The 11,414-nt window shown below is 69.3% G+C and carries 12 protein-coding genes and 1 tRNA gene; 3 read left to right on the top strand and 10 right to left on the bottom strand.

The genetic code is table 11. The features are described from left to right. Positions 1-112 precede the first annotated feature (112 nt). The 3 genes from E1264_RS32765 to E1264_RS32755 form a co-directional block, all read right to left on the bottom strand. Positions 113-1,777 carry a cation acetate symporter gene (locus E1264_RS32765; RefSeq protein WP_132179695.1) on the bottom strand — a complete coding sequence of 555 codons (1,665 nt, stop codon included), beginning with the start codon at positions 1,775-1,777 and terminating at the stop codon, positions 113-115. Continuing rightward, entirely contained in the window at positions 1,774-2,139 is a 366-nt protein-coding gene (locus E1264_RS32760) for a DUF485 domain-containing protein (RefSeq protein WP_132179693.1), read from the bottom strand. The genes E1264_RS32765 and E1264_RS32760 overlap by 4 nt, the downstream gene beginning before the upstream one ends. Positions 2,140-2,325: 186 nt before the next feature. Next, a complete protein-coding gene (locus E1264_RS32755) occupies positions 2,326-2,661 on the bottom strand; it encodes a VOC family protein (RefSeq protein ID WP_132179691.1) in 336 nt (111 codons plus the stop codon). Positions 2,662-2,726: 65 nt separating this feature from the next. On the opposite strand from E1264_RS32755, the gene E1264_RS32750 reads away from it, so the two are divergent. Further along, positions 2,727-3,617 (top strand): sigma-70 family RNA polymerase sigma factor, encoded by an 891-nt coding sequence (locus E1264_RS32750; RefSeq protein ID WP_132179689.1) that lies wholly within the window; start codon positions 2,727-2,729, stop codon positions 3,615-3,617. A 192-nt stretch (positions 3,618-3,809) separates the two neighbouring features. On the opposite strand, the gene E1264_RS32745 is transcribed toward E1264_RS32750, so the two are convergent. Then, positions 3,810-4,097, bottom strand: a complete 288-nt coding sequence (locus E1264_RS32745) for a GlsB/YeaQ/YmgE family stress response membrane protein (protein ID WP_132179687.1) — start codon at positions 4,095-4,097, stop codon at positions 3,810-3,812. Positions 4,098-4,264: 167 nt separating this feature from the next. Here E1264_RS32745 and E1264_RS32740 point away from each other — a divergent pair, with 167 nt between their 5' ends. After that, entirely contained in the window at positions 4,265-5,437 is a 1,173-nt protein-coding gene (locus tag E1264_RS32740) for an FAD-binding oxidoreductase (RefSeq protein WP_132179685.1), read from the top strand. A 46-nt stretch (positions 5,438-5,483) separates the two neighbouring features. Here the strand turns inward: E1264_RS32740 and E1264_RS32735 are convergent, their stop codons facing one another. The 3 genes from E1264_RS32735 to E1264_RS32725 all read right to left on the bottom strand — a co-directional run bounded on the left by E1264_RS32735 (position 5,484) and on the right by E1264_RS32725 (position 9,067). Then, entirely contained in the window at positions 5,484-6,719 is a 1,236-nt protein-coding gene (locus E1264_RS32735; protein ID WP_165964495.1) for a cytochrome P450, read from the bottom strand. 210 nt (positions 6,720-6,929) lie between these two features. Further along, complete coding sequence (locus E1264_RS32730; protein WP_132179681.1) at positions 6,930-8,111, bottom strand: hypothetical protein; 1,182 nt, start codon at positions 8,109-8,111, stop codon at positions 6,930-6,932. Between the two features lie 200 nt (positions 8,112-8,311). Beyond that, positions 8,312-9,067, bottom strand: coding sequence for a hypothetical protein (locus E1264_RS32725; RefSeq protein WP_132179679.1), 756 nt, complete (start codon positions 9,065-9,067; stop codon positions 8,312-8,314). A gap of 126 nt (positions 9,068-9,193) precedes the next feature. On the opposite strand from E1264_RS32725, the gene E1264_RS32720 reads away from it, so the two are divergent. Further along, positions 9,194-9,409, top strand: a complete 216-nt coding sequence (locus tag E1264_RS32720; RefSeq protein ID WP_132179677.1) for a hypothetical protein — start codon at positions 9,194-9,196, stop codon at positions 9,407-9,409. A 62-nt stretch (positions 9,410-9,471) separates the two neighbouring features. Here E1264_RS32720 and E1264_RS32715 read toward each other — a convergent pair whose 3' ends face one another. The 3 genes from E1264_RS32715 to E1264_RS32705 all read right to left on the bottom strand — a co-directional run bounded on the left by E1264_RS32715 (position 9,472) and on the right by E1264_RS32705 (position 11,367). Further along, a complete protein-coding gene (locus tag E1264_RS32715) occupies positions 9,472-9,651 on the bottom strand; it encodes a hypothetical protein (protein WP_132179675.1) in 180 nt (59 codons plus the stop codon). A gap of 250 nt (positions 9,652-9,901) precedes the next feature. After that, positions 9,902-10,240 (bottom strand): hypothetical protein, encoded by a 339-nt coding sequence (locus tag E1264_RS32710; RefSeq protein ID WP_132179673.1) that lies wholly within the window; start codon positions 10,238-10,240, stop codon positions 9,902-9,904. A 1,054-nt stretch (positions 10,241-11,294) separates the two neighbouring features. Further along, positions 11,295-11,367, bottom strand: a tRNA-Thr gene (locus E1264_RS32705). Positions 11,368-11,414 lie beyond the last annotated feature (47 nt).

The raw sequence follows: 11,414 nt of genomic DNA, 5'->3' as shown, positions 1-11,414 counted from the left end.
CTCCACGGCGGGTTGACATTGTGCCACGCGAAACCCGTCCTGGCCGGGGCACTCGGCACATTAGGGAACGGTCCCGGCCAGCACGCTTCTCACGCTCCGTCACACCGCGACGTCAGGGCGCACCCGCCCCGGTGAGGGCCCGGACAGAAAGATCGTCATAGCGTTCGCGGTCTGCCTTCTCCCGTCCGAAAAAGGTGCCGGCGACCGCGCACGCGAAGCCGATCGGGATCGCGACGATGCCCGGGTTCTCCAACGGGAACAGGTGGAAGTCGACGCTCGCGGGCAGCAGCGACAGGCTCTCCCCCGTCACCGGGTCGGTCTTCCCCGACACGACGGGCGAGAAGATCACCAGCATTAGGGAGCTGACCAGCCCGCCGTAGATGCCCGCGACGACGCCCGCGGAGTTGAACCGCCGCCAGAACAGCGACAGCACAATGGCCGGGAGGTTGGCGGCGGCCGCCATCGAGAACGCCAGCGCGACCAGGAACGCGACGTTCAGGTTCCGCGCGACGACCGCGAGGACGATGGCCAGCGCGCCGACGAGGAACGCCGCGAAGCGGGCGACCGCCACCTCCTGCGACTCGCGCGGGCGGCCGAGCATCAGCACCTGCCCGAAGTAGTCGTGCGCCAGCGACGTCGACGACGCCAGGACGAGCCCCGACACGACGGCGAGGATCGTCGCGAACGCCACCGCGCCGACGAACGCGAGCAGGACGTCGCCGGCGATGTGCCCGCCGAGCTGCTCCCCCGCGGCGTGCGCGAGCTGCGGGACGGCGGTGTTGCCGGACGGGTCCTGCGCGACGATCTCATCCCGTCCGACCAGCGCGGCGGCGCCGAAGCCCAGCAGCGGCGTCATCAGGTAGAAGACGCCGACGAGCCCGATCGACCAGGACACCGACCGGCGCGCGGCGCGGCCGTCCGGGACGGTGAAGAACCGGTTGACGATGTGCGGCAGGCCCGCCGCGCCGAACACCAGCGCGAGCGCGAGGCTGATGAAGTCGAGCTTGTTGACGATCGTCTGGTAGGCGTCGCCGGGGACGTCCTGCCCGTAGCGGAGGCCGGGGCGCAGGAACGCCTCGTCCTTGCCGCTCGCGTCGGCCGCCGAGCCGAGCACGGCACTGACGTCGAACCCGAACCTGCCGAGCACCAGCACGGTCAGCACGGCGGCGCCCGCGGTCAGCAGCGCCGATTTGATGATCTGGACCCAGGTGGTGCCCTTCATCCCGCCGTAGGCCACATAGAAGATCATCAGCGCGCCCACGACGACGATCGTGACCGTCTCGGCGGCGTCCGCGGACATGCCGAGGAACCGTTCGCCGCGGTGGATGCCGAGCAGCAGCGACACCAGCGCCCCGGCCCCGACCATCTGCGCCAGCAGGTAGAACACCGACACGGTGACGGTGGACACGGCCGCCGCCCGCCGCACCGGCGCCTGCCGCTCCACCCGCCGGGACAGGACGTCCCCCATCGTGAACCGGCCCGCGTTGCGCATCAGCTCGGCGAGGAGCAGCGCGAGGAGCCACGCCACCAGGAACCCGATCGAGTACAGGAACCCGTCATATCCGGACAGCGCGATGATCCCGGCGATGCCGAGGAATGACGCGGCCGACATGTAGTCGCCCGCGAGCGCGATGCCGTTCTGCGGGCCGGAGAACGTCCGTCCACCCGCGTAGAAGTCGTCGGCGCCGCGCGTGTTCGCCCGCGCCCAGACCGTGATCCCCAGAGTGATCACGATGAACGCGACGAACAGCCCGAACACCAGCCCGGACCCCGTCACCGCAGCTCACCGGCCAGCGGATCGAGGCGCCGCCGCGCGTACGCGACGTACACACCCGCCAGCACGAACGTGGAGACGAACTGCAGCGCGCCGAGCAGCAGCGCGACGTTGACGTGCCCCGCCACCGGCCGCGCCATGAACTCCCGGGCGAACGCGGCCAGCCCGACATACGCGAAATACCACCCGAGGAACAGCACCCCGACGACCGCCGCGACCCGCCGGTATCTCCGCCTGAGCAGCCGGAATGCCTCATAGCCCGCGATCGGCGCGTACTGCCCCGCCGGAGCCCCCCGCTCACTCCGCTTCGCCCGCTGGTCCCGCTGGTCCCGCTCGTGTCCCGCGACCTTCGAGTCCCCCGACATCTGGCCTCCCCTAGACCCGCCGTGACTCTCTGCATCTATGTAATCGCTCTATGAGATCAAAACTTCGCCCGTTCCAAACCCGATTTGCCGAGATGCATACCTCGGGCGGTGATGAGCCGGGGCAGGTGACGGGCGGCGGGCCGGGGCGGCGCGTTTGGGGACGTCCGCGCCGCCCGGCCCCTGGGCCTACGGGTTCTGGGTGAGGCCGATGATGTTGCCGTCCGGGTCCTTCAGCACGGCGATCCGCTTGCCGCCGCCGACGTCCTTGACGCCCTGGACCGTCTCGGCCCCGTCCTCCAGCAGCGCCTTCATCGTTCCCTCGATGTCGTCGACGTGGTGGTAGGCGGTGGCGCCGTGGCGGTGGCCGTGCGGGTCCAGGCCGACGTGCTGATCGCCGATGTCGTAGCCCACGTAGTACGGTGCGTCGGCGGTGACCTCGACGCCCAGCAGGCGGCCGAACAGGGCCTTGGCCTTCGCCAGGTCCTGGACGGGGTAGATGATCGTCTTGATGCCCTCGTTCATGATCGCTCCTTGGTGGGTTCTCGCTGGTCACTGCTATGACACGCGCCGACGGAAGGCTGTGACGGATGGACGGCGACGAGTTTCTGGCGGACGCGTTCGAGCAGCACAGGCCCCATCTGCGGTCCGTCGCCTACCGGATGCTGGGATCGTCCGGCGAGGCGGACGACGCCCTCCAGGAGGCGTGGCTCCGCGCCAGCCGGGCCGGAGTCGGCGAGGTGGAGAACATCGGCGGATGGCTGACGACGATCGTCGGCCGCGTGTCGCTGAACATGCTCCGCTCCCGCAGCACCCGCCGCGAGGATCCGCTGGACGATCACGTCCCGTCCGCGTCGATGAACACGGCCGATGCGGCCGGGAACGGCAGGGCCACGCCGGAGGACGAGGCGGTGCTCGCCGACTCGGTCGGCCACGCGATGCTCGTCGTCCTCGACACCCTCGCGCCCGCCGAGCGGCTCGCGTTCGTCCTGCACGACATGTTCGCGATGTCGTTCGACGAGATCGCCCCGATCGTGGAGCGGACCCCGGCCGCCACCCGACAGCTCGCCAGCCGGGCGCGCCGCCGCGTCCAGGACGCGCCCGCCGCCACCGGCCACGACCTGCCCCGGCTCCGCCAGGTCGTCGACGCCTTCCTCGCCGCCTCGCGGGCCGGCGAGTTCGAGGAGCTCCTCGCGCTGCTCGACCCCGAGGTGCTGCTGCGCGCCGACGCCGCGGGCGTGGCGACCGGCGCCCCGGCGCTGGTCCGTGGCGCGTCCGCCGTGGCGGAGACCTTCTCCGGGCGCGCCCGCGCCACGCGTCCCGCGCTCATCGACGGGGCGGCCGGGCTGGTCTGGTCGGTCGGGGGCCGCCCGCGCGTGGTGTTCGACTTCACGATCGTGGACGGCCGGATCGTCGCGATCGACCTCCTCGCCGACCCCGACACCCTCGCTCAACTGGACCTGGAGATCCCAACCTCCTGACCCACCCCGCACAGGCACCGTGCGGGGCGCCACGCGAACGCCGTGCAGGGCGCCGTGTGGGACGCCGCGCCGTGTGGGACGCCGCGCGAGGTGCTATGCGAGGCACCGCACGGGACGCCGCGCGAGGCACCGCACGGGACGCCGCGCGAGGCACCGCACGGGACGCCGCGCGAGGTGCCGTGCGGCGGAGGCTCAGCGCGGAGAGCGGCGTTGCTGTTTGCGGCGGGCTCTGAAACCCGCGACCAGCGCGACGCCGAGCATGGCGAGGCCGACCTGGAAGACCAGCTCGATCCAGTCGATCCCCTTGGTCGTGGACACGCCGACCGACTGCGCGATCGCCGTCCCGATGATCGCGGCGACGATGCCGACGAGCACGGTCAGGATGACGCCGATGGGCTGGCGGCCGGGCAGGAGCAGCCGCCCGAGCGCGCCGATGATCGCGCCGATGACGATCGCGCTGATGATGCCTGTGATGTTCATGCCGTCCCTGTGCCCATTAAGGACGGGCCGTCACATCGCTGCAGGCCGCACCGCCTCCGGTGGCTAATTTAGTCACGAATCTTGACTATCAAGAACTATGACTATAGCGTCGTCCGCAGAACGGGCACCGCCCCCGCGGCCCGGCGACTCCGGAAAGAAGGAAGATCATGACCACCTCGACCGCGACGCGCAGCGACGACCTCCTCGTCATCGAGGCCACGGGTACGGCGGACGTCCGGGCCGCGATCCTCACGGCGCGCGACCGCGGGCTGCCGCTGACCGTCCAGGCCACGGGGCACGGCACCCTCGTCCCGCCGGACGAGGGGCTGCTGCTGAAGACGTCTCGCATGGCGCGCGTGCTGGTCGACCCGTCCCGCCGCGTCGCCCGCGTCGGTCCCGGCGCCCGCTGGAGCGACGTCATCGCCGCCGCCGCGCCGCTCGGGCTCGCGCCGCTGTCGGGCTCGCACGCGTCGGTCGGCGTCGCGGGCTACACGCTCGGGGGCGGCGTCGGCTGGCTGTCGCGCCGCTACGGGTTCGCCGCCGACCACCTGCTGCGCGCCGGCGTCGTCACCGCCGACGGGCGCGCGCTGACCGCCGACCGCGACCGCAACGCCGACCTGTTCTGGGCGCTGCGCGGCGGCAGCGGCAACTTCGGCGTCGTCACCTCGCTGGAGTTCCGGCTCCACCCGGTGTCCACGGTGTACGGCGGGGCCGCGATGTTCCCCGCCGACCGGGCCGGTGACGTGCTCACCCGCTTCCGGGACGAGGCCGCCACCCGCCCCGACGCGCTGAGCGTCTCCATCGCCGTGACGGACCACGCCGAGCACGGCCGCGTCGTCATCGTCCGCGGCGTCTACGCGGGCCCGGCGGAGGAAGGCGAGCGGGCCCTGCGGTCACTGTGCCGGGTCGGCGGGCGGCCGCTGCACAACGACTTCCGGACGATGCCGTACGCCGAGACCGAGTCGCTCGGCAGCACCGCGCCCCACCACTTCCACCTGGTCGCCGACCTGCCCGACCCGCTGATCGCCGCCATCGCGGGGAGCGGCGCGTCCGGTATCGAGATCAGGCACTGGGGCGGCGCGATGGCGCGTCCGGACGCCGACGCCGGGCCGGTCGGCCACCGCGACGTGCCGTTCTCGCTCACCATCGACGGGTCCGCCGCGGACGCCGCGCCGCTGGCCGCGTATTCGACCGGCGGGTCGTTCCTAAATTTCCTGCACGACACGTCCCGGACGGCCACCGCCTACACCCCGGAGAACTTCCGGCGGCTGCGCGAGGTGAAGCGCGCCTACGACCCGCAGAACGTGTTCCACCGCAACCACAACATCAAGCCCGCCTGAAATGCGCGGCGACCGGAAAGACCGCCGATGCGCGGCCCGCGCGGACCTATCTGCGTGTGACGCGCATAGGAACTGGCCCGGCGGGACGGTAGGTGACTTCCGCACGTCCGGGAACGGTCACGCCGGGCGCCAGATCGAGCCGGTGCGTACGGCTGATCGTCGCGAGCATCAGCGTCGCCTCCAGCATCGCGAAACCGGCGCCGACACAAATGCGCCGGCCGCCCCCGAACGGCAGATAAGCATATCTGGGACGATCCGTCTCCCCCATGAACCGCTCCGGCTGGAAACCCTCGGGATTGGGCCAGAATTCGACGTTCCGGTGCAGCAGGTAAGGCGGAATCGCCAGCGTCGACCCAGCCGGAATGAACACCCCGGCGACGTCGTCGTCCTCGACCGCATCGCGTTCGATGGTCCACGCCGGAGGATAGAGACGCATGGCCTCCGAGAGGACGGCGCGCGTCCAGGGGAGGCGATCGACGTCCTCCGCCTGCGGATCCCGTCCGCCGAGCACTTCGTCGACTTCCTTCTCCAGCCGCTCCCGCGCCGCCGGGTATCGGGAAAGCAACACGAACGTCCATGCCAGCGAGGCGGCCGTCGTCTCGTGCCCGGCCAGCAGGAGCGTGAGAACCTCGTCGCGCAATTCGTCCTCGGAAAGGCCGCCGCCCTCTTTCAGCAGATCCAGCAGTTCCCCGCCGGACCCTTTGACCACCGTCTCGACCATTCCGTCGAGGTGCGCGATGCCGTCCTTCAACCACGGCATTCGCGCGTAGACCCCGCGCCGCGCCACCCCACCCGGCAGGAACGTTCCAGCCACGGCGGCCCGCTGGAGCGCCTCCAGCGACCGCCCGGTCCTTGCGGCTTCGCCCGCGAGTTCGCTGCCGAACAGGGCGCGTCCCACCACGTCCAGCGTGAGCCGCCGTAGCTGCTCCGCCGCGTCGAGCAGCACACCGTCGGGCCACCGCTGGACGCCCCTGCGCGTGATCTCCACCATCTGCGGCGCGAACGCGACGATGTGCCGCTGCGCGAACACCGGCTGCACGAGCCGCCGATGCCGCCGCCACGTCTCGCCCTCGCTCGTCAGCAGCCCGTCCCCGAGGAAGGCGCGCAGCGGACGGTACGTGAACGCCTTCACATAGTTGTCCTGGTTCGCCACCAGAACGTGCTCGGCGTGCTCAGGCCGGGACAGCAGAAAGAACGCCCGCCGTATGCCGAACGGCACCTGGACCGCGTCCCCGTACCGCCGGACCAGCGCGCCGTACGTCGCGAGCGGATCCCTGACCATCCGCCCCCACCACCGAGCAGCCTCCATCCCGGCCCTCGGCCCAGCCACGCTCCGCTGATACGCCAGCAATCTCATGCCCTCAACCGTAAATCCGTCCCCCACACAGAGCGACCCCGGCCAAGGCACTGCACCGAGAGGCACCGCCGAGCCCCAGTCGGCTAAGCGGCGACGGTCTCGATATCCGCGCGCCGGACCATTACCTCCGGCGCTTCAGAAAACCGGAGGCTTCCCCAGCCGAACGGGGCTCCCAGGCCCGCCCACGACCGGTCCGTCCGGCCACAGATCGGCGAGATCGGTCGGCGTGAGCGGGGCCCGGTAAGCGGCCTGGAGCACCTTCCGAGAAACGTCGCCACCGGCCTCGGCAAGAGCGACGAACCAATCGAATCCAGCCGGATAGGACCACATGTAGCTACGGTGCTGGATGTCGGCTCCGCGGTCGGTGAGATACCGGGCGATGATCTTGTCCGTCCACCATGGCACGGCGGTTCTCACATAGTCGGCGCACTCGCCGACAGGCGTTCCGTCGTTGATGGCCCGATGCACCTCGGCCAGAATGAGCTGGCTGTAATGGGAGAGCCGGAGGCGGGCGATCAGCACCTTGTCCTCGGGCAGCAGGAAAAGCGGCCACGCTTGGGCGATGCCTTCCGCCATGACCTGCAATGGCGCGTGAATGCTGAACAGCCGCACCCAGGGGACGTCCTCGGCTTCCGCTTGCGCGGTAAAGCTGGCGCTCTGCAAACCGTGCCCGAGGACCTCGTGCAGCGCGAACTGCCGGGCGCCCGTCTGGGTGAATTCGACGTTCGGGAGGTTGAGGCGCAGGCGGACGTCCTGCCCGGCCCCGTCCAGCCAGTACGCCCAGTAGGCGTCCACGTCGGCGGTCTCGATCGTCAGCCGATAGGGCGCGGTGCTGCCGGTCGCCTCGCGGACGACGGGCTCCAGCTCCTCGGTGGCCTGCCGGATCGCATCGGGAGCCTCGCTCACGTCGAGCAGCCCCTCCGCCTCCCGCAGCTCGGCGTTGGTACGGTCGCCCCACCCGATGCCGAGATCTGCGCACGCGGCCCGCGCCTGCTCAGCGCGCTCCTCCACATACTCGTCGGGCCACCCGGCCGTGCCACACCCCTGGGTCGCCCGGACGTAGTCGTCCAGCGGGCGCCGTTCCCCGAGAAGCGCCCCGAGATAGGCCAGATCAGCATCGAGCCGATCCGCCAGCGCCCCTGTCGCCCCGGCGCGCAGCTCGGTGAGCCGGCGGTAGATGCTCAACCGGTCCGCGGCGGGCTCGGCGGTGTTGCGTCCCGGCGCACAGTCGAAATCGACGATCGGTGAACCACCGTGGCCGGTCTCGTAGGCGTCCCAGGCCCGGATAAGGGTCTCGATCTCGTCGCGCAGGTTCATGGGGGGTACGTCCCGTCGGAGAGTGGAAGCTTGCCGATCATTCTCATAGCGACAACGCCCACCAAGTAGCCCCAAACAAGGTCATTTTCGACAAACATCCGACGCCCCCTTGGGCCACATCCCACTCCACCCCAGGTGAGCACCCCACCCCCGTCCGGCGACGTCCGGATAAGGACACGGGGCGGCCGGTAACGCCTTACTCAGAGAGCGTCGATCTCGATCAGCGAGCCGTCGGGGCCGTAGGTGAAGCGTCGCGGCGGTCCCATGGCCTGGACGGCCTCCGCGACGGCGGCCTCGTGATCGGCCACCTCGTCCGGATTATCGGGATCGGTGAGCTGGAAACCGAGCAGGTCAACGTCGTACGGATCGGCGTCATCCGGCTCGGGCATGCCCTCAAGGATGAACCCCAGCAACGCGCGCAACGCCTCCTCACCGAGATCGAGCGGATGGAACGGCAACGCGTACGGCTCGTCCGACCAGGCGGGATCGTGCGGGACGGGATGTTTCCCGGCCCAGTAGGGCGCCTCGAACGAGAGCGGTTCGCCGATGTTCTCCATGATCCCGTTATCAGGGGACAGGCTGAGGGAACGGACCAGCCACCCGTCCTCCCAGATGGCGAAGGCCAGCCAGTCGACGACGCTGTGCATCGCGTGCAGAACCAGCCTGCGCCCCGCGCTCGCCTCGACCAGGTGAGCCGCCAGCTCTGAGGGACGGTCGAGCATCATCCGCTGATCGCAGATGATGTCGACACCCGGAAGACTCGTGGCGTAGGTCGTCCCATAAGACGGGTAGCAACCGTCCCCGAGAACCGACGGTTCATCCTCCCGAACCGTCCACCCGGGATAAACGCGCTCGATCAAAGCCGCCGTCCGCTGCGGATCCGGCGCGGGCGCCGCACGAAGGACTTCCTTGACGTCCCTGTCGGCGTAGACCAATAGCCCGGTCTTGGCTCCCATACCCACTCCCCGTTCCAGATCGACGACGGCCGGAGCCTATCGACCCGCAAGGACATCACCGAGTTGGCCGCAGCTAGCTCACGGCTGAACTTCTGGAGGCAATAGCTTCAGAAGCCGCCGACGTTCGTGGAAGGCCATCTGATCGAGGAGATGCAGCGCACGGACGGTGACCGGAAGCTCGCGCGCGGATCCTCGGAATTGATTGTCGGCGTCCCAACCGGCATGGCGTTCGACAGCGGCCAAGACCGCGGACTGGTCACCGTCGACCATCTCAGCGGCGAATGCGAGCAGACCACCTGCCGTTGTGCCGCGCACCAGATCGGCGAGTCCGCGCCATCATGAGGGTCATGGAACCCCTCACGTTGCATCGCCGGTTCCGCCCCTGGCGATATGGCGTCGGTCATTCAGAGCTGTTGTTGCATTCCCGCGCGGCGGCGGACGGCGAGGAGCACATCAACGTGTTGTTCGAGGACGTCCGTGCCGTCAGGCTCCGGTCGTTCTACAAACCCCTGATCCTTGAAGCCGCCGATGAGCCGACGCGCCTCGACATCCTGGCCTTCGCTCAAGTGCCCGTACGCCATCACGCCCGCTACCTGTGCCTGTCCTTGCCCCCACAAGACGCCCAACGCGGCTTCATTGCCCGTTCACTCCGGTCAAGACCATCCATCCGCGTGGCGCCCCCCGTGGCTCCCGGGAACCAGAGGGACACGGTTCCGGAGGGCGCTGGTTCATAGCGCAGTGACTACGGTCCTCACCTGCTCGTGAACACCGGACGTGGCGCTCACTGGAGGCTGCCGTTCCGCCTCTGTTCCGGATCTTGGTTGCGGGCAGCGCTCAGTCGTCGCCGAGGAGACCCTGCGTATGAAGATCCTTGATCGTCCTGGCACGGAGGTCATCCAGGTGACGGTAGTTGAATCCGATCTTGCCAAGCGTGATCCGCATCCAAGCTACCTGCGTGTCTGATGCCGTCTTCCAGAGGTATTCCAGCGTGTTGTCGGCCGCCCGCCGGCGCTCCCGCTTATGTCGAATGTGCAGAGGACCGGGCAGGTTGTGGCATGCGTCAGCGAGGCTGCGGATGCGCTCGTGGTAATCGTCGGCAGGGTGATCTCCGTAGGTGCGGCGCCTGCTGGCCATGGCCCTAATGTCGAGGGCCGCGATGGACAGCAGACGCACGATCGCATCCTCCGACGTGGGCTGACCACGTGCCATGAGAACCGTGCCTCCTAGGGCGTCGAGGTTGATCCTCTCCCATGTGTCGGGCGGCCGCCGCGTGGGGTGGAAGCACCGTGAGTGCTCGGCGTGCGGCGTAGCCGCTGTTGTTCCTCCTACCTTCCTCCCCCGGCCCCGACGAGACCTGTACTCCGTCAAGGGTGGCCTAGGCCATCACGAAGTGACGCGAAGCGCCCTTGACGGATTCTGGCCGCCGCCATCCTCGACAGATCGGGGCCGGGGGGAGCCACGCACTTTTCCGACCCAACTTGTAACGTCCCTGTGTCGGCGCAGTGGTGCGCAACTCTGTTGAGGTCTGGGCGGCGGCGCGTACCCCCTGGCGGCCGGTCGGGGCGGCCAGCGAAGGTGGCACAATGCGCGGCCCAGCGCCGCCCTCCGGTGACCGGCGCCCACGCCGCACGCTCCGGACGGCCAGGCGCGAGGCCACGGAGCGGCCTGAGCGCTGCCGCCCCTTGATCCCAAACAGCCCAATTCGGCAAGCAAGCCAAGGATCGTGACTAGACCAGCGGTCGTAAGACTCGCATCGCGGTCAGTGAGCTGAAGACGGCCAAGTCACGGCGGCCCCTAGTGCTCACGCCCGAGATTCTGACCAGCTTTGGAAGCTGCGTTCGGACCAGGCTAAGGCGCGGCTCGCCCTCGGTGAGGGGTGGAAGGATCTTCTTCCCGTCCGACGTCGGCACACCACGGGCCCGGACAACTTTTGCACACGATCCCGAAGTCCGCCAAGCATGCCGGGCTCGGTCGCTGGCTTCCGCATGAGCTGCGGTCTCGGGGGCCCTCGCTGATGCTGGCGCAGGGTACGCCGCTGCATGTGGTGTCGGAGATGCTCGGGCATGCGGTATTGCCATCACGAAGCACGCCTACGGGAACCTGGTCGTGGACGATAGGCGCCGGCTGTGGAGGCTATGAGGGGCGCTTTGTTTGGCGGTTGATTCTTGTGGCTCTCACGGTGCAGCAAGAGGCCCCTGCAATGGTTGCGAGGGGCTTCTGGCGTGGGAGCCGGCGAGGGGACTTGAACCCCTAACCTTCTGTTTACAAGACAGATGCTCTGCCAATTGAGCTACGCCGGCGGGCTCGTCCGCATCGTAGTCGACTTGGTGGGGGGCTTGTGCGGGGG

Origin of the sequence: Actinomadura sp. KC216, assembly GCF_004348535.1 — a bacterium.
GTDB lineage: Bacteria > Actinomycetota > Actinomycetes > Streptosporangiales > Streptosporangiaceae > Spirillospora.
This window is presented reverse-complemented; position numbering and strand designations above follow the sequence as displayed.